The 17,796-nt window shown below is 65.9% G+C and carries 13 protein-coding genes; 6 read left to right on the top strand and 7 right to left on the bottom strand.

The window, feature by feature from the left end; genetic code table 11:
- Window positions 1–50 precede the first annotated feature (50 nt).
- The 4 genes from ISP20_RS11175 to xerD all read right to left on the bottom strand — a co-directional run bounded on the left by ISP20_RS11175 (window position 51) and on the right by xerD (window position 6,678).
- Window positions 51–794 (bottom strand): hypothetical protein, encoded by a 744-nt coding sequence (locus ISP20_RS11175; RefSeq protein WP_204636168.1) that lies wholly within the window; start codon window positions 792–794, stop codon window positions 51–53.
- 27 nt (window positions 795–821) lie between these two features.
- A complete protein-coding gene (gene purL, locus ISP20_RS11170) occupies window positions 822–4,682 on the bottom strand; it encodes a phosphoribosylformylglycinamidine synthase (RefSeq protein WP_204636167.1) in 3,861 nt (1,286 codons plus the stop codon).
- Between the two features lie 187 nt (window positions 4,683–4,869).
- The gene (locus ISP20_RS11165) at window positions 4,870–5,628 is read right to left on the bottom strand and encodes a DsbC family protein (RefSeq protein ID WP_204636166.1); all 759 of its coding nucleotides are present in this window, start codon (window positions 5,626–5,628) and stop codon (window positions 4,870–4,872) included.
- Between the two features lie 132 nt (window positions 5,629–5,760).
- Window positions 5,761–6,678 (bottom strand): site-specific tyrosine recombinase XerD, encoded by a 918-nt coding sequence (xerD, locus tag ISP20_RS11160; RefSeq protein ID WP_204636165.1) that lies wholly within the window; start codon window positions 6,676–6,678, stop codon window positions 5,761–5,763.
- A gap of 65 nt (window positions 6,679–6,743) precedes the next feature.
- Here xerD and ISP20_RS11155 point away from each other — a divergent pair, with 65 nt between their 5' ends.
- The 3 genes from ISP20_RS11155 to ISP20_RS11145 all read left to right on the top strand — a co-directional run bounded on the left by ISP20_RS11155 (window position 6,744) and on the right by ISP20_RS11145 (window position 9,368).
- Window positions 6,744–7,232 (top strand): RDD family protein, encoded by a 489-nt coding sequence (locus tag ISP20_RS11155; RefSeq protein ID WP_204636164.1) that lies wholly within the window; start codon window positions 6,744–6,746, stop codon window positions 7,230–7,232.
- A gap of 47 nt (window positions 7,233–7,279) precedes the next feature.
- Complete coding sequence (locus tag ISP20_RS11150; protein ID WP_204636163.1) at window positions 7,280–8,023, top strand: class I SAM-dependent methyltransferase; 744 nt, start codon at window positions 7,280–7,282, stop codon at window positions 8,021–8,023.
- A gap of 97 nt (window positions 8,024–8,120) precedes the next feature.
- A complete protein-coding gene (locus ISP20_RS11145) occupies window positions 8,121–9,368 on the top strand; it encodes a polyhydroxyalkanoate depolymerase (RefSeq protein ID WP_204636210.1) in 1,248 nt (415 codons plus the stop codon).
- A gap of 1,071 nt (window positions 9,369–10,439) precedes the next feature.
- Here the strand turns inward: ISP20_RS11145 and ltaE are convergent.
- Entirely contained in the window at window positions 10,440–11,453 is a 1,014-nt protein-coding gene (ltaE, locus tag ISP20_RS11140) for a low-specificity L-threonine aldolase (RefSeq protein ID WP_204636162.1), read from the bottom strand.
- Between the two features lie 154 nt (window positions 11,454–11,607).
- Here ltaE and ISP20_RS11135 point away from each other — a divergent pair, with 154 nt between their 5' ends.
- Entirely contained in the window at window positions 11,608–13,356 is a 1,749-nt protein-coding gene (locus ISP20_RS11135) for a glucan ABC transporter ATP-binding protein/ permease (protein ID WP_204636161.1), read from the top strand.
- A 33-nt stretch (window positions 13,357–13,389) separates the two neighbouring features.
- On the opposite strand, the gene lptG is transcribed toward ISP20_RS11135, so the two are convergent.
- Window positions 13,390–14,490, bottom strand: coding sequence for an LPS export ABC transporter permease LptG (gene lptG, locus ISP20_RS11130; protein ID WP_204636160.1), 1,101 nt, complete (start codon window positions 14,488–14,490; stop codon window positions 13,390–13,392).
- Window positions 14,490–15,587, bottom strand: a complete 1,098-nt coding sequence (lptF, locus tag ISP20_RS11125; RefSeq protein WP_204636209.1) for an LPS export ABC transporter permease LptF — start codon at window positions 15,585–15,587, stop codon at window positions 14,490–14,492. The genes lptG and lptF overlap by 1 nt, the downstream gene beginning before the upstream one ends.
- 198 nt (window positions 15,588–15,785) lie before the next feature.
- On the opposite strand from lptF, the gene ISP20_RS11120 reads away from it, so the two are divergent.
- Window positions 15,786–17,276: a leucyl aminopeptidase gene (locus ISP20_RS11120; protein ID WP_204636159.1), complete on the top strand. Its 1,491-nt coding sequence runs from the start codon at window positions 15,786–15,788 to the stop codon at window positions 17,274–17,276.
- Window positions 17,277–17,355: 79 nt separating this feature from the next.
- The gene (locus ISP20_RS11115) at window positions 17,356–17,778 is read left to right on the top strand and encodes a DNA polymerase III subunit chi (RefSeq protein WP_204636158.1); all 423 of its coding nucleotides are present in this window, start codon (window positions 17,356–17,358) and stop codon (window positions 17,776–17,778) included.
- Window positions 17,779–17,796 lie beyond the last annotated feature (18 nt).

Genomic DNA, 17,796 nt, shown 5'->3' with positions numbered 1-17,796 from the left:
GCCAGTGTATGTCGATACACCAGCCGATGCGATTTTGCCGTGGAGACGGCTTAACGGCGTCCCTGCCCCAACACCTCATGCAGCGGGGCCGGCGCGCCATCGTTGCCTTGCGCCAGCCAGGGCTGATCGCCCTCCCAACCGCTGAGCTGCCAGCCCGCCAGGCGATGGACATGGCCGCCCTGCCTGTCCCACAACACTTCGCCACGCCCACCCGGCAGGTTGGCCGCGAACCATCCACCGCCCGGACTCACGCAATAGCGCGGACTGGCCTTGTCGATGATCTGCCCCTCGGCGAACACGTAGCGGCCCCGGCCCTCGCCAGTGGCCTCGAATCGCACATCGTCCGCGGCTGCAACGAATTCGCCCGTAGCTTCCTGCCAGTCGGCGCGCACCAGTTCGATGATGTGCGCCGGCGGGCCGATCGGCGCCATCGCCAACTCGCTCCACTCGGGTGAGGTCTTCGCCGCGGGCACGCGATTCACCTGGTGATCGAGCAGCGACTCCAGCAGCACCACCAGCGAAAAACCCACCAGGGCCCCGAGCAGGGCCGCACCCCAGGCGATCAGGTCGCCGCCCAGCGCACGTTGTACGGCAAACAACAGGCCTGGCAATCCCCAGCGCAGAGTACGCCGGGACCATTCCGCATAGCGCGCGACACGTCGGTCGAACAGCACCGCACCGAACGCCGACAGCAGTACCAGCGACAGGCCCAGCCACCAGGGCAGCAGCGCCACCACGCAGGTCCACGCTGCAACCGGAAGGATCCGCCCAAGCCAGCGCGCGACGGCGGCCACGCTAAACCTTAGCGTGACCGCGAACCATCAGCCGCACCACACCCGTGCGTTGCGGAACATGCGCATCCACGGCGAATCCTCGCCCCACTTCTCCGGATGCCAGCTCATCTGCACGCTGCGGAACACGCGTTCCGGATGCGGCATCATGATCGTCACGCGACCCTCGGCCGCGGTGAAACCGGTGAGGCCGCCGGGCGAACCGTTCGGGTTCAACGGGAAGTCTTCGGTGGGCTTGCCGCGGTTGTCGACGAAACGCATCGCCGCACCCGCCTTCGACGGGCTGCAGCTGTACGGGAAGCTCACGCGGCCTTCGCCGTGTGCCACCGCCACCGGAATGCGCGAACCGGCCATGCCCTTGAAGAAGATGCTGGGCGAGTCGAGCACTTCGACTGTGGCCACGCGCGCTTCGTACTGTTCGGACGCATTGCGCAGGAACTTCGGCCAGTGCTGCGCACCGGGAATGATGTCCTTGAGCTGGCCCATCATCTGGCAACCGTTGCACACGCCCAGCGCGAAACGCGAGGGGTCGGCAAAGAACGTGCTGAATTCCGCGCGCAGGTATTCGTTGTAGAGAATCGAGGTGGCCCAGCCGCGGCCCGCGCCCAGCACGTCGCCGTAGGAGAAACCGCCGCACGCCGCGAAGCCGCGGAAGTCGGCCAGCTTGATGCGGCCGCTGGCGAGATCGGACATATGGACGTCCACCGCATCGAAGCCCGCGCGGGTGAACGCGGCAGACATCTCGACCTGGCCATTGACGCCCTGCTCGCGCAGCACCGCCACGCGCGGACGCGCGCCCTTGGCGATATACGGCGCGGCGATGTTCTCCGACGGCTCGAAGCTGAGCTTGGGATGGATGCCCGGATCGGCATCGTCCAGGCGCCACTCGTTCTCCGCATCGGCGGAGGCCGGGTTGTCGCGCAGGCGCTGCATCGCGTGGCTGGTTTCGTTCCAGGCCTGGAACAGCGTGCGCCAGTTCCACTTGAACAGCGTGTCGCCGCTGTGGAACAGCTTGATGCCGAGCTTTTCCTTCGGACGGCCGATGCGATAGGCCATGCTGGTGAGGCCATGCTTCACCAGCAGCGCCTCGAACGCTTCGCGGTTGGCCGTGGCGACCTGCACGACGGCGCCGAGTTCTTCGTTGAACAAGGCGCGCAGCGTCGCTTCGGCCCAGCCTTCGAGCTGGATTTCCAGGCCGCAATGACCGGCAAACGCCATCTCCAGCAGCGTCACGATGACGCCGCCGTCGGAGCGGTCGTGATAGGCCAGCAACAGGCCGCCGGCATTCGCTTCCTGCACCAGATCGAACAAGGCCTTCAGGCGCTTGGGATCGTCCAGGTCCGGCGGTACGCCGCCGCCGCGGTTGAATACTTGCGTGAGCGCCGAGCCGCCGAGTCGATCGCGGCAGGCGCCCAGGTCGAGCAGCCACAGTTCCGAGTCGCCGCGATCGAGCCGCAGTTGCGGCGTGAGCGTGCGACGCACATCGGTGACGCGCGAGAACGCCGTGATCACCAGCGACACCGGCGAGACCGTGCGCTGCGTGGTGTCGCCGTCCTTCCACACGGTCTGCATGGACAGCGAGTCCTTGCCGACCGGGATGGAGATGTCGAGTTCGGGGCACAGTTCCATGCCCACGGCCTTCACCGCGTCGAACAAGGCTGCGTCTTCGCCGGGATAGTTCACCGCGGCCTGCCAGTTCGCCGACAAGCGCACTTCACCCAGCGAGGCGATCGGTGCGGCAGCGAGATTGGTGATGGCTTCGCCCACCGCGAGGCGTGCGGCATCCGGGCTGCTCAGCAGCGCCACCGGCGCGCGTTCGGCCATCGCCATCGCTTCGCCGGTGTAGCTGTCGAAGTCGGTGATGGTGACGGCGCAATCGGCCACCGGCACCTGCCACGGGCCGACCATCGGGTCGCGTGCATTGAGGCCGCCGACGGTGCGGTCGCCGATGGTGATAAGGAAGCTCTTGCTGCCCACGGTCGGCAGGCGCAGCACGCGAAGCAATGCCTCGTCCATGCTGATGCCAGCCAGGTCGGGCAGCAGGTCGACGCGCGGCTTCAGGCGCGTGGCGTCGCGATGCATGCGCGGCGGCTTGCCGAACAGCACGTCCATCGGCAGGTCGATCACCAGCGTATCGGTGCGCGGATCGTGCACCACCAGGCGACGCTCGGCCGTCGCATCGCCGACCACGGCGTACGGGCAACGCTCGCGCTTGCAGTAGGCCTCGAATTCGGCGAGATCTTCCGGCCCGATCGCGAGCACATAGCGCTCCTGCGATTCGTTGCTCCAGATCTGCATCGGCGACAGCGAAGGATCGTCGCAGGGGATGGTGGAGAGATCGATGCGACCACCCACGCCCGCGTCGTTGAGCAGCTCGGGAATGGCATTGGAAAGACCACCCGCGCCCACGTCGTGCACGCTGACGATGGGATTCTTCTCGCCACGCGCCCAGCAGCTGTCGATGACCTGCTGCGCGCGACGCTCCATCTCGGCGTTGTCGCGCTGCACGGAGGCGAAATCCAGTTCCTGGCTCGACGTGCCCGAGGCCACCGACGAGGCGGCACCGCCGCCCAGGCCGATCAGCATGGCCGGACCGCCCAGCACGATCACCTTGTTGCCCGGCTGCACGTCGCGCTTCTGCACGTGATCGGCGCGGATATTGGCGAGGCCGCCGGCAATCATGATCGGCTTATCGTAACCGCGACGCACGCCGGCTTCGCCGGTTTCGTGCTCGTAGGTGCGCAAGTAGCCGCCCAGCGCGGGACGGCCGAATTCGTTGTTGAACGCAGCGGCGCCCAGCGGGCCATCGCGCATGATCTCGAACGCTGTAGCCATGTGCGGCGGCAGCGGGCGATCCACTTCCCACGGACGCGGCAGGCCCGGAATGCGCAGGTCGGACACGGAGAAACCGGTCAGCCCCGCCTTGGGCTTGGCACCGCGGCCGGTGGCGCCTTCGTCGCGGATTTCGCCGCCGGCACCCGTCGCGGCCCCCGGCCACGGCGCGATGGCGGTCGGATGGTTATGCGTTTCCACCTTGATCGCGTAGTCGACGCGCTCGGCATGGGCGCGCCACACGCCGTCTTCGTCGGCGAAGAAGCGCTTGCCTTCGACACCTTCGATCACCGCCGCGTTGTCCTTGTAGGCGGACAGCGTGTGGGCGGGCGAATGCTGGTGGGTGTTCTTGATCATGCCGAACAGGCTCTTTTCCTGAGCCTCGCCGTCCAGCGTCCAACTGGCGTTGAACACCTTGTGGCGGCAATGCTCGGAATTGGCCTGGGCGAACATGAAGAGTTCGGCATCGGTGGGATCGCGACCCAGTTCGGCGTAGCGCGCGACCAGGTATTCGATCTCGTCGTCGGCCAGCGCCAGGCCCAGCTCCTGGTTGGCCTTGTCCAGCGCGCCCTTGGGGTCGCTGCCGAGCGCGATGTGCACCAGCGGCCCGGGCTTGCCGCCCAGGAACAGACCCTTGGCTTGGCTCAGGTCGGTCAGCACCGATTGCGTCATGGCGTCATGCAGGACCGTCACCACCGCGTCGTACTGCGCGCTGCCGATGGCCGGCAGGCTGGCGATCTGCCAGGCCACGCCACGCTCCACGCGGTGCACCTCGAAACCGGCGCCATGCAGGATGTCGGTGGCCTTGCTCGACCAGGGCGAAATCGTCCCCAGGCGCGGCACGACCCACAGCGAGGCGGCTTCCGGCGCGCCTTCCTTGGCCTCCAGCACTTCCAGCAGGCGGCGATGTTGCTCGCCCTCCGGGGTACGGTCGGCATCGATGAAATAGACAAACCACGACGCTTGCACGCGGGTGCCACGGTGAATGGCTTCCAGGCGTGCGTTCAGGCGTTCGAGGCGAAAAGGCGAGAGGGCGCTCTGCCCGTCGAGTGCGATCATGCGGGGAACGGGAGGTAGGCGGAAACGCCCATTGTACCCCATGGCGCAGCAAGACTGCCGCGACGCAGCATCGCGGCCGATCAGGGGGCGAAAGCCTGCCCGCCCCCTCCAGCATGACTCAAACCCATGAAACCAAAGCAAATCCAGGCCCGTTCAGACACCCAAACGGGCCTGCGTCAGCTGCAACTTAGCTACCGGCTTTCAGCGCCTGCAGCAGCTGGTCCGGCGTCATGTAGCCGCCCAGCATGGCGCCGTTGTCCCCGATGATGGCGGGCGTACCCGACACGCCGAGCTTCACGCCCAGCTCGAATTCGTCCTTCACCGGGTTGGGGCAATTGGTGGCCTTGGGCGCCTTGCCCTGCTTGGCGGCGGTGAACGCGGCCTTGCGGTCGCTGGCACACCAGACCGAGACCATCTCGTTATAGGTCGGCGTGGTCTTTCCAGACTCGTTGGTCACGCCTTCACGCGGCCAGGCGACATATTCCACGGCGATGCCGGCCTTGTTGAAATCGGCCATGTGCTCGTGCAACTGGCGGCAATAGGCGCAGTTGACGTCGGTGAACACGGTGACGCGATATTTCGGGTTCGCCGGCGAGAACACGATGCGATCGGCTGCCGGCACCTTGGCCAGCTCCGCCTTGCGGAAATCGGACCAGCCGTCGTCGGTGATGTTCTTCTTCTTGCCCAGGTCGATCAGGTCGCCATTGAGCATGTACTTGCCGTCGCTGGACACGTAGACCAGATGGCCCGAGGCGATGACCTGGTAGAAGCCCTGCATGGGTGCCGGGCGGATCGAGTCGATGCTCGCGTTGGGCACCAACCCAAGCACGGCCCGGCGGATCGCCGATTCCGGACCGGTAGTGACGGCAGCCGAGCCGTCGGGCGCCGCGCAGGCATTGAGCGTCAATCCGCCGACGCACAGCGCCAGCAACCATTTCTTGAACATTGCGAACCTCTTGAGACGTTCATTTCCCCAACGGGGAAACGGGGGAAAGCCATTCTGGCACAGGCACATGAACGCGTATGCGGTCCGTTTGGCAGGGCCACCAGGGATAGTCTGATTTTATGACGCCCGGGCTTAGCCGCGGGGGTGATGCTGGGCGTGCAGGCGCTTGAGCCCTTCCTTGGCCACCAGGGTGTAGATCTGGGTGGTGCTGAGCGCGCTATGGCCCAGCAGCATCTGCAGGGCGCGCAGGTCGGCGCCGTGGTTGAGCAGATGGGTGGCAAAGGAATGGCGCAACACGTGCGGCGAAATGCGCTTGGAGACGATGCCCACCTGCACCGCATAACGCTTCACCAGCGTCCAGAACATCTGCCGGGTCATGCCTTCGCCACGATTGCTGAGGAACAGCGCGGCGGGCTGGCGCTGGCGTCCCCGCGCCAGCAGCGGACGCGCCGTCGCCAGGTAGGCCTCGATACGCTCCACCGCCACTTCGCCGATCGGCACCAGGCGATCCTTGCCGCCCTTGCCGGTCACGCGCACCACGCCCTGCCGGAGGTTGAGCGAGGCCAGCGGCAACTGCACCAGTTCGGACACGCGCAGGCCCGAGGCATACATCAGCTCCAGCATCGCCCGGTCGCGCAGGCCGAGCGTGGTGGCGAGATCCGGCGCGTCCAGCAGGCCTTCGATCTCGCGTTCGGCCAACGCCTTGGGCAGGCTGCGCGGCATCTTCGGGCGTTCGATCAACAGCGTGGGATCGTCGAATCCCGGCTCGGTTCGCGCCACATGCGCGTAATAGCGACGGAACGCCGACTGCCGTCGCGCCAGCGAACGCACCGCCACCGGCTGGCTGCCGTGATACGCCGACAGGTGCTGCCTCTGCGCGCTGCGCAAACTCTGGCCTTGCGTGCCCAGCCAGCGCGCCAGTCCTTCGAGGTCGCGGCGATAGGCTTCGAGCGTGCGATCGGCCAGCCCATCTTCGGACCACACGCGTTCGATGAAGGCATCGATGCTGCGGCGGTCGGCTTCGGCGATACTGGGTTCTTCTTGCTGCATGGACGTGATGCTCGCCGCCCGCCTCGTCCCGTGCAAGCGTTCCTTTTCGCAGGCTGCCCGTTTCGATGACCACCGCTACCGATCTGTATTGCCCGTTGTGGCGTCGCCTCGCCGCCCTGCTCTACGACCTGCTCGCCGTGGTGGCGATCGTGATGGTGGTGGGCTACGTCTGTCAGCGCATCACCGGCGGCACGCTGATCAGCACCGACGGGCACGCGCACATCGCATGGTGGTATCAGCCGCTGCAGGCGCTGGTGGTGTCGGCTTATTTCCTCATCTCGTGGCTGCGCGGCGGACAGACGCTGGGCATGCGTCCGTGGCGCATTCGGCTACGCAATGAGCAAGGTCTTGCCATATCGCCCATGCAGGCGTTGGTGCGTCTGCTGGTCGCCGCCGCGCCGTTGTGCCTGCTCGTTCTGGCGCCTTGGCTGGGCAACCGGACGGCGCTGTGGGCGGTGGCTGTCGCATGGATCGCATGGTTCGGCGTAGCAACTTTCGATCCGCGCCGCCGTGCTCTGCACGATGTGATCGCCCGCACGGTTTTGTACCGGTGACCAAAGTTTCACACCGACGTGAAGTGGTTTCCGGCGACACTCGTGACATGCCCTCGCTTGCCTTGACACAGCGCAGCGCCACCGAACTGAAACGCATCAATCAGGCGTTCTACGATGCGTTGTGGTCAGGCGCACGATTGGTCGATCCCTCCCGCTTCAACACCTGGCCGATGGTGCGGGAACTGGCGATGGCGCTGCCTCGCCGGTTGGAAATCGCGCCGGGTCTGCGTCCACGCTTGCCGCTGGATGGCACCTATTTCGTCGACATCAGCCTGGCGGCATTGCATGAGCTGCGTTCGCATGGCGCCAGCGCCGCGCGCGCCAGCATCGGCGCCCTGCCCTGTGCCGACGAGAGTTTCGATCTGGTCTGTGCCCTGGACATCCTCGAGCACGTGGCGGACGACGACAAGGCATTGCGCGAGTTGTCGCGCGTTGCCGCGCCGGATGCGCGGATGCTGCTGTCGGTGCCGCTGCACGAATCGGCCTGGACGGCCTTCGACGAATTCGTCGGCCACTATCGCCGCTACGAGCCGGGCCAGATCCTGCGCAAGCTGGAGTCGCACGGCTGGAGCATCGAGCAAAGCGCCATCTACGGCATGCAGCCCACCTCCAAGACCGTGCTGGGCCTGGGCCAGTGGTACCTCACCCACCAGCGTGAACGCGCCCTGTGGTGGTACAACCGCGTGATCATGCCGCTGGGCCTGCGTCTGCAGAAGCCGCTCAAGTGGCAGCGCGGCATGCCGGCCTGCGAAGGCGTGGACGAGCTGCTGCTGCTTTGCCGCCGCGCCTAAGCGCCTGATTCATCAGGCCCGAGCTAATGCGGCGGCGCAGCACAGCCCCGCCAAACCGGGTAAGATGCCGTCTCTGACCCTTCCCGGCTCCACCCCGATGCTCTATCAGATTCACGAGTGGCAGCGCGCTTTCCTCGGCCCGCTCAGCCATTACGCCGAAGCCAGTGCCAAGCTGCTGAGCGACATCACCAGCCCGCTCTCCCATCTGCCCGGCGCCATGCGCATGGCCGCCGGCTACGAGCTGTTGCACCGACTGGGCAAGGAATACGAGAAGCCCGCGTTCAACCTGCCGCAGGTCACAGCGCACGGCCAGGAAATTGCCGTGATCGAACGCGTGGTGCTGGACAAGCCGTTCTGCCAGCTCAAGCGCTTCAAGCGTTTCAGCGACGATCCGGACACCATCGAGAAACTGAAGAACGACCCCACCGTGCTGCTCGTGGCGCCGCTTTCGGGCCACCACGCCACGCTGCTGCGCGACACCGTGAAAACGCTGCTGCAGGACCACAAGGTGTACATCACCGACTGGGTCGACGCGCGCATGGTGCCGGCCGAAGACGGTGCGTTCCATCTCGATGATTACGTCGCCTATATCGAGGAATTCATCCGACACATCGGTGCCGAGCGCGTGCACGTGATCTCGGTCTGCCAGCCGACCGTGCCGGTGCTGGCCGCCGTGTCGCTGATGGCCGCGCGCGGCGAGCCGACGCCACTCAGCATGACCATGATGGGCGGCCCGATCGAGCCGCGCAGCAACCCGACCGGCGTGAACAATCTCGCCACCACGCGCCCGCTCAGCTGGTTCCGCGGCAACCTGATCCACACCGTGCCGCCGAACTATCCCGGCAGCGGTCGCGAGGTCTATCCGGGCTTCCTGCAGCACGCCGGCTTCATCGCCATGAACCCGGGCCGCCACCTCAACTCGCACTGGGATTTCTACGAGAACCTGCTGCGCGGCGACCAGGACGATGCCGAATCGCACCGCAAGTTCTACGACGAATACAACGCCGTGCTCGACATGCCTGCCGAGTACTACCTCGACACCATCGCCACCGTGTTCCAGCAGTTCCTGCTGCCGCGCGGACTGTGGGACGTTTCCGGCGAACGCGTGACGCCTTCGGCGATCACCAAGACGGCGTTGTTCACGGTGGAAGGCGAGCTGGACGATATTGCAGGCCTGGGCCAGACCGAGGCCGCACATGATTTGTGCAGCGGGATTGCGGCGAATCGGCGCGAACATCGCATGGTCGAGGGCGCTGGCCACTATGGCATTTTCAGTGGGCGCCGGTGGCGGCAGACGGTGTATCCGCAGGTGCGGGAGTTTATTCGCCGGTTTGATGCGCGCTGATTTTTGGCTTGTTGTGCCGGTGTAGGCCGAAGTCCAGAGCCTTGGCTTTTTGATGTCGCGGAACCGCGACCTGGCCGCTTACGCAGCGGGCGTTTCGACTGCCTGTCGGCAGCCGAGTCACTTTTCTCTTGCTAGCCCTAGAGATCCCACCGGACTAGCTTCGCGTCGAAAGTAACCCAAAGAGAATGGCCTCTAAAGCTGGCAGCATCGTGTTGAATCCAAGCGCGAGCGCTCGAGGCGCGTCCCGCCGGATCTCCATGGGAGGGTACCCCAGGGGTACTTCCAAGCACTGCGCAACGCGCCCGAATCGCTGAGGACTTAAGGCGGAGCTCGCTGCGCATCGCCTTTGGTTTGTCTTTGCGGTGCACCGCACTTCTCCCTCTCCCCGTCGGGGTGAGGGCGGGTGCTCGCGGGAACCTGTGTGCTTTCTGTGGGAGCGCACCCTGTGCGCGACAGTCACGCTGGGATGTATCGCTCCGTAGGTTTGTCGCGCACAGGGTGCGCTCCCACCGTAGATCTGCAGCTCTTGGCTCTTGGCTCTTGGCTCTTGGCTCTTGGCTCTTGGCTCTTGGCTCTTGGCTCTTGGCTCTTGGCTCTTGGCTCTTGGCTCTTGGCTCTTGGCTCTTGGCTCTTGGCTCTTGGCTCTCAGGGGTCCCCGTATGACGCGGCGGGTGGGTGGAGGAAAGCCCGCAGGGTGGCCCGCATGGATGCGGGCCAGTTTTTCGCCAGGGCAGGATGCCCAGTCGAAAAACCCCGTAACCCACCCGCGCACCTGGAGGGCGAAGCCCGGAAGGCGCGTCATCCGGGGGGCCCTTCTCTTTGGTTACTTTCTCTTGGGCAAGCAAGAGAAAGTGACCCGGGCCGCGGCAGCGGCACGGAAGCCCGCGGCAGGCGAGCCAGATCGCCGTATCGCGACAACTAAACACCGAGGCTCTGGATGACCAGCCATTCGGCTGTTGAGAAGCGCCTCCGGCCTGCGCCGGGATGACGAGCTAGGGAGCGTTCCCGCGAGCACCCGCCCTCACCCCAATCCCCTCCCCGGAGGGAGAGGGAGCGTCGCCACGTCAGGAATCAGGCGAAAAACTGCCGGAACGCAGCAACCGTGCGCGCAACACCCTCGTCATCGATATCCAGATGCGTAACCAATCGCAGCGTCGGCAGATAACCGATGCTGATGCGGATACCCGCGCCGCGCAAATGGACGTCCAATTCGCGCAGGCGATCCGCCGGGACATCGATGAACACCATGTTGGTGTGCTGACCCAGCAGCTTCACGCCAGGAATGTCCCCCAGCCCCGCCGCCAAAGTCACTGCGCGAGCGTGATCGTCGGCGAGCCGCTCCACGTGGTGATCCAGCGCATACTGCGCGGCGGCCGCGAGCATGCCCGCCTGGCGCCAGCCGCCACCGGTCACCTTCTTCCAGCGGCGCGCCTTCTCGATCAGCGCAGCGGAACCCACCAGCACCGAGCCTACGGGCGCGCCCAGGCCCTTGGAAAGACACACCGACACACTGTCGAAGTGCTTGGCGATCTCGCGCGCCGGCACCCCACAGGCAACGGCAGCGTTGAACAGACGGGCGCCGTCCAGATGGAAACCCAGGCCGCGTTCGCTGGCGAAATGCCGTGCAGCCTGCAAATAGTCCAGCGGCAGTACCCGACCATGCCAGGTGTTTTCCAGCGCCAGCAGGCGCGTGCGCGCGAAGTGCGGATCGATCGGCTTGATCGCTGCAGCCAGCTTGTCCAGCGGCAGGCTGCCGTCCACGTCGTGTGCAATCGGCTGCGGCTGGATCGAGCCCAGCACGGCCGCGCCGCCGCCTTCGAATTTGTAGGTATGCGCATCCGCGCCCACGAGATACTCGTCGCCGCGCTCGCAGTGCGACATCAGCGCCACCAGGTTCGACTGCGTGCCGGTGGGCACGAACAGCGCCGCCTCGAAACCGAGATCAGCGGCCACGCGCTGTTGCAGTGCGTTGACCGTGGGATCTTCGCCGTAAACATCGTCGCCCACCTCGGCTGCGAGCATGGCGGCCCGCATGGCCGGCGTGGGACGGGTGACGGTATCGCTGCGCAGGTCGATGGCTTCCACGATGGACTTCCGTTGCGTTGAACAGACCGAAAGCTTGATTGTTCGCCGAAGCGGGAGCAAGAGCCTCGAACACGCACACATGACATCGGCTTGGGCTAGCCTTGTGGCGACGCTTCCACATGAGCTGGGGGCACCCGCCGCTTAGGGCCATGCCATGTCGTTCCTGGGTCTGTACTTGCGCGTCATCGGCTTGCTAGCGCCGGAAAAAAAGCTGGCCATCACCTTGGCGCTGGCGAATCTTGCGCTGGCCGGCGTATTTTTTCTCGAACCGGTGCTGTTCGGCCGCGTGGTGGATGCCCTGGGCGGCACGCACGCGGGCGATGCGCCGCGCCTGATCGCGCTATGGGCCGGCGTGGGTTTTGCCGGCGTGCTGGCCAACGTATGGGTGTCGCTGCATGCGGACCGGCTGGCGCATCGGCGACGCCTTGCCGCCATCGCGCTGTTCTTCGAGCACGCCGCGTCGATGCCGATGTCGTTTCACGGCGAATATCACACGGGCCGGCTGTCGCGCATCATGAACGTGGGCGTGAGCAACCTGTTCAACCTGTGGCTGAGTTTTTTCCGCGAACACCTGGCCACCTTGCTGTCGATCTTCGTGATGGTGCCGGTGGCGCTGTGGATCAACTGGAAGCTGGCGCTGCTGATGATTGCCTTGCTGCTGTGCTTTTCCATCTTCAACGCCGTGGCCGTGCAGCGCACGCACAAGGCGCAAGGTGAAGTGGAAGAGCTGCACCATGAGATCGCCACGCGCGCCGGCGATGTGTTCGGCAACGTCACGGTGGTGCAGAGCTTTACCCGGCTGGCCGCCGAATCGCGCGCCCTGCACGAGCTGATGACGCGCACGCTCAATGCGCAGTATCCGGTGTTGCGCGGCTGGGCGATCCTGTCGGTGCTCAACCGCGCCGCCAGCACGCTGACTATCGTGGCGATCTTCGCGGTGGGTGCGGCACTGCACTCGCGCGGCGAGATCAGCGTGGGCGGCATCGTCAGCTTCGTGGGCTTTTCGATGCTGCTGATCGGACGACTGGAACAGTTCGCCACCTTCCTCTCGAACCTGTTCTTCCAGTCGCAGTCGTTGCGCGATTTCTTCACCGTGCTGGACCGCAAGTCGGAGATCGCGGATCGCCCCGGCGCCATCGCGGTGCCGCGCGTCCGCGGCGAAGTGGCCTTCGAGCAGGTGAGCTTTGGCTACGATCCCGTGCAGCCCGCATTGCACGGCCTGAATTTCCGCGCGCCGCCGGGCAGCACGATTGCGCTGGTTGGACCGACCGGCGCCGGCAAGAGCACGGCACTGAGCCTGCTGTATCGCGCCTACGATCCCAGCGAAGGACGCGTCACGGTCGACGGCCTCGACGTTCGCGACATCACGCTGGAATCGCTGCGGCAGAACATCGGCGTGGTGTTCCAGGACGCGGGCATGTTCTACCGCTCGATCCTGGACAATCTGCGCGTGGGCAATCCCGACGCGGACCCGATGCAGATCGAGGCGGCCGTGGCCTCCGCTGAAGCGGCGGCGTTCATCGCGCGCAAGCCGGAAGGCCTGGAAACACTGGTGGCCGAGCGCGGACGCTCATTGTCGGGCGGCGAGCGGCAGCGTCTGGCGATTGCCCGCGCGATGTTGAAGGACGCGCCGATCCTGATCCTCGACGAAGCCACCAGCGCGCTCGACAATGCCACCGAAGCACGCATCCAGCGCGCGCTGGACCGGCTCACCGTGGGCCGCACCACTTTCGTGATCGCCCATCGCCTGTCCACGGTGCGCAACGCCGACCTGATCCTGGTGCTGGACCAGGGGCAGCTGGTGGAACAGGGCCGTTATGCGGAACTGATTGCCCAGGGCGGGTTGTTTGCCCGCCTCGCCCAGGAAGGACAGTTCGCGCCGGATGCTCCCGCCGACGAATGACGGCCGGTTCGCCGCCGCATCAAGCGGCGGCACTTACCCGTGTTTGCGGAAGTACACCCACGCAATCACCGCGAGGATCACCGCAGGCAGCAGGTTCGCCACCAGCGGCGGCACGCCGTAGACGGTGCCGAAGTTCACCATCGCCTTCTGCAGGAAGTACCAGCCGATGGCCAGCAGCATGCCGATGAACATGCGCTTGCCCAGGCCGCCCGAGCGCAAGGTGCCGAACGAGAACGGCATCGCCAGCAACACCAGCACCAGCACATTGAGCGGATACAGCGCACGGGTCCAGAACGCCGAGGCATACACGCCGGGGTTCTGCCCGTTCTGCTCCAGGTAGGCGATGTTGCGGCGCAGGTCGCGCATCGGCAGGTACTGCGGCTGGATCACCGACTGCTCCAGCACCTGCGGGTTGAGCTTGGAATCCCAGGTCTGGCGGTCTGCCGTGGTGGCATGCGTGCCGGCATCGTCGATGGTGGTGCTGCGCACCTTGCTCATCACCCACTGGTGGCCGTCGTGCTCGGCGGTCTGCGCCCAGTCGAAACGCTTCACCTGGCCATCGGGCGTGAGGGTGAACACGCGCACGTCATGCAGCTGCACGCTGCTGTGCGTGGCCGTGTGTTTGGCCATCCAACCCTTGGCATTGATCACGCGATCGCCATCGCGCGCCCACAGGCCGGACTCGCCGCCCAGGCCCACGTTGTTGGATTTCAGGCGCAGCTGCATGGCCTGCGCCTGCTGGTCGCCCCAGGGCGCCGCGGTCTCGCCCAGGATCACCACGCCGACCACCAGGATCGCCACCACGCCCACCGCGGACGCGGCAATGCGCAGCTTGGACAGGCCGCAGGCACGCAGCGCGGTGAGTTCGTTGGTGGCGGCAAGGCCACCCAGGCCGAGCAGGCCGCCGATCAGCGCCGCGTTGCCGAACATTTCGTACAGGCGGCGCGGGAAGGTGACCAGCACGTACACCACGGCGTTGGTCACCGTGTAGCCGTTCTTGCCCACGTTGCCGAGCTGGCGCAGGAACTGGAACACCGCATCGAGGCCGGTGATCACCAGCCATACGGTGAGCATGGCGCCCAGTACGGTGGTGCCGACCAGCCAGTCGACGCGGCGAATGCGCAATGCAGCCATCAGGCACCTGCCTTGCGCGGTTTACGCGGCGAATACTGGTTCTGGAACATGCGCGCCGCGATGGCAAACACCAGGATGGTCACCATCCACATCGGGAACGAGTGGTGCCAGTGGCCCTTGATGATCTGTCCGCGACAGATCGCCAGCAGCAGGTAGTAGAAGTAGAACGTGAGGATGGCCAGGAACATGCGGCCAAAGCGCGGCTCGCGCGGACTCTGGCGCGACAGCGGCAAGGCCAGCGCCAACAGCACCAGGGTCATGGCCGGGGCGATGGTGCGCCAGGCGAATTCGGCGCGCGTATCGGGGTTGTCGGTGCGCAGCAGCTGCGGCAGCGTCATCGAGTGGGCGGGATCTTCGGCGTCGTCATCGGACTGGATGCTGTCCAGCGAGGCGTCGTTGCGCTCGTATTTCATCTTGCGCCAGTTGTCCGCGCCCAGCGGGATGTCGTACTGGAAGCCGTTCCACAGCGCCAGGAAGCGGCCGCTGCCGTCGGTCTCCTGATACAGCTGGCCGTGCTTGCCGGTGACCAGCTTGATGTGCGGCACGTTGTCGTGGCCCATGCGCTCGGTGGCGATGAAGGTATTGCCCAGCGTGCTGCCGTCGCGGCTCAGCTCGTCGACGAAGATGATGCCGCCCTTGCCCGGCAACGGAGTGAAGCGTCCGGCGTCGAGGCCGGCGGCGATCACCGAGCGGTTGGCGGCGGCCACCAGCTGGTCGGAAGTGCGCGCGGCCCAGGGACCCAGCCACAACGCCACGATGCCGACCAGGATGGCCAGGATCACGGCCAGGATGGAGACCGGGCGAAGCAGGCCGTCCGGCCCCATGCCGGAGGACGCGAGCACGTGCATCTCGCTCTCGCGGTACATGCGACCCAGGCCGTTGAGGATGCCCAGGAAGGCCGCCAGCGGCAGCAGCGTGGACAAACCGTCGAGCATGTTCAGGCCCAGCACCTGGAACATCACGCTGGCCGGGAAGCTGCCGTTCGCCACCTGCTGCAAGACGTGCGCAAACGAGGTGCCGGCCATGACGGCCAGCAGCACGATGGCGGTCGCGGCAACGGTCTGTGCCAGCTCACGCAGGAAATAACGATCAAGAATGCTCAGAAGCTGGCCTCAGGCATGCATGGACCCGCGCGGCCTGCACGGGAGGAGAAACGGCTGTGAAGTGTACGGGCTGGAGGGACAGTTTCTCGACATGCGATAAGATGGAAGGCTTGGCGCCGCCCCGCTTTGGGCGTGGCAAACCCCAAGTCTAGCCTGTCCGGACCTTTCCGGACCTTTCTGCAGGACATTTCCATGACTCTCCAGTTCAGCCTTGGCTCCGCCGCTCCCGAATCCGTCGAGACCCCCTGCGTGGTGGTCGGCGTCTATGAGAACGGTGTGCTCACCAGTGCGGCCGCCCGTGTGGATACCGCCGCGAACGGCGCCATCAAGCGCCAGGTGGAGAGCGGGGACATCAACGGCAAGGCCGGCACCACGGCCGTGCTGTTCGCGCCGGAGGGCGTCGCAGCCAAACGCGTGCTGGTGGTGGGTCTGGGAACGCAGAAGTCGTTCGACGGTGCACGCTATCAGAAGATAAACATCGAAGCCGCGCGTGCACTGGGCCGTCTGCCGGTGGACAGCGCCGTGTCCTACCTCACCGAGGTGGACGTGCCGGGCCACGACGCCAACTGGCGCGTGCGCACCGCCGCGCTCGCTGCCGACTATGCCGCCTACCGCTACACCGCCACCTTCAAGCCGCGCGAGAAGTCCGCGCAACCCGAACTGACGGCGCTTGCCTTCGCCGGCAGCGACGACGCCAGCACCGGCCTCGCCCAGGCCGCGGCCATGGCCGAAGGCGTGCGCTTCGCCCGTGAGCTGGCCAACCTGCCGCCGAACATCTGCAATCCCGCTTATATCGCCGCACAGGCCGAACAGTTCGCCGCCCAGCACGACAAGGTGAGCTGCAGCGTGCTCGACCACGAGAAGATGGGCGAACTCGGCTTCGGCTCGCTCCTGGCCGTGGGCCGCGGCTCGTCGAACAAGCCCAAGCTGGTCATCCTCGAATACAAGGGCGGCAACGAAGGCGACAAGCCGTACGCTTTCGTCGGCAAGGGCATCACCTTCGACACCGGCGGCATCAGCCTGAAGCCCGGCCCGGGCATGGAGGAAATGAAGTTCGACATGGGCGGCGCTGCCGGCGTGCTCGGCGGCTTCGTGGCCACCGTGAAGCTCGGCCTGCCGGTGAACCTGGTGTGCGTGGTGCCGGCGGTGGAAAACATGCCCGACGGCGACAGCTACCGCCCCAGCGACGTGCTCACCAGCCTCTCCGGTTTGACCATCGAAGTGCTCAACACCGACGCCGAAGGTCGCCTGATCCTGTGCGACGCGCTCACCTACACCGCGCAGACCTTCCAGCCGAAGGTGCTGATCGACGCCGCCACGCTGACCGGCGCCTGCGTCATCGCGCTGGGCAAGCACGCCAGCGGCTTGATGAGCAAGCACGACGATCTCGCCGCCGAGCTGCTCGCCGCCGGTGAACACACGCTCGATCGCGCCTGGCGCCTGCCGCTGTGGGACGACTACCAGGTGCAGCTGGAATCGGGCTTTGCGGACGTGGCCAACATCGGCGGCAAGAACGCCGGCGCCATCACGGCCGGCTGCTTCCTGGCGCGCTTCACCGAAGGCCAGCGCTGGGCGCACCTGGACATCGCCGGCACCGCGTGGGACGAGGGCCGCAAGGGCCTCGGCACCGGCCGTCCGGTGTCGCTGCTGGTGCAGTGGCTGATCGACCGCGCTGCCGCGTAACCATCACCCTCGCCGTCATTCCGGCGCGCCCCATAAAAAGGGGCGAGGCCGGAACGACGAAATAAAAAAAGGCCTCGCCATGCCTCGCGCCGACTTCTATCTCATCGACAAGCCGCGGTTCCGCGAGCAACCGCTGTTGCTGGTATGCGAACTGGCCAAGCGTGCGTATGCCGCGCAGCAGCCGACGCTGGTGCTTGCGCGCGATTTTGCGCAGGCGGAAGCGATCGAGGCGTTGTTGTGGGAGTTCGACGAAGACGGCTTCATCACGCACCAGCTGGCTGGCGATGACGACGATCACATCAATGCGGTGTTGATCGTGCCGCCCGGCGTGGAGACGCCTGATCGCCCGATGGTGATCAACCTGCGCGAGGAGTGCGCTTCCGGTCACTACGACCGCGTGCTGGAAGTGGTGGCGGCCGATCCTGCGGAGCGTGAAGGCTCGCGGACGCGTTGGACGGAGTACAAGCGTCGCGGCTTCGATGTGACCAAGCACGATATGTGAGCGTTCCACCTCACTTCT

Source organism: Dyella kyungheensis (assembly GCF_016905005.1).
GTDB classification, from domain to species: Bacteria; Pseudomonadota; Gammaproteobacteria; order Xanthomonadales; family Rhodanobacteraceae; genus Dyella; species Dyella kyungheensis.
This window is presented reverse-complemented; position numbering and strand designations above follow the sequence as displayed.

Bases quoted from the DNA above. Each gene is read 5' to 3' on its own strand.
- purL (WP_204636167.1), bottom strand. From the start codon at position 4,682: ATGATCGCACTCGACGGGCAGAGCGCCCTCTCGCCTTTTCGCCTCGAA.
- ISP20_RS11165 (WP_204636166.1), bottom strand. From the start codon at position 5,628: ATGTTCAAGAAATGGTTGCTGGCGCTGTGCGTCGGCGGATTGACGCTC.
- xerD (WP_204636165.1), bottom strand. From the start codon at position 6,678: ATGCAGCAAGAAGAACCCAGTATCGCCGAAGCCGACCGCCGCAGCATC.
- ISP20_RS11155 (WP_204636164.1), top strand. From the start codon at position 6,744: ATGACCACCGCTACCGATCTGTATTGCCCGTTGTGGCGTCGCCTCGCC.
- ISP20_RS11150 (WP_204636163.1), top strand. From the start codon at position 7,280: ATGCCCTCGCTTGCCTTGACACAGCGCAGCGCCACCGAACTGAAACGC.
- ISP20_RS11145 (WP_204636210.1), top strand. From the start codon at position 8,121: ATGCTCTATCAGATTCACGAGTGGCAGCGCGCTTTCCTCGGCCCGCTC.
- ISP20_RS11135 (WP_204636161.1), top strand. From the start codon at position 11,608: ATGTCGTTCCTGGGTCTGTACTTGCGCGTCATCGGCTTGCTAGCGCCG.
- lptG (WP_204636160.1), bottom strand. From the start codon at position 14,490: ATGGCTGCATTGCGCATTCGCCGCGTCGACTGGCTGGTCGGCACCACC.
- ISP20_RS11120 (WP_204636159.1), top strand. From the start codon at position 15,786: ATGACTCTCCAGTTCAGCCTTGGCTCCGCCGCTCCCGAATCCGTCGAG.
- ISP20_RS11115 (WP_204636158.1), top strand. From the start codon at position 17,356: ATGCCTCGCGCCGACTTCTATCTCATCGACAAGCCGCGGTTCCGCGAG.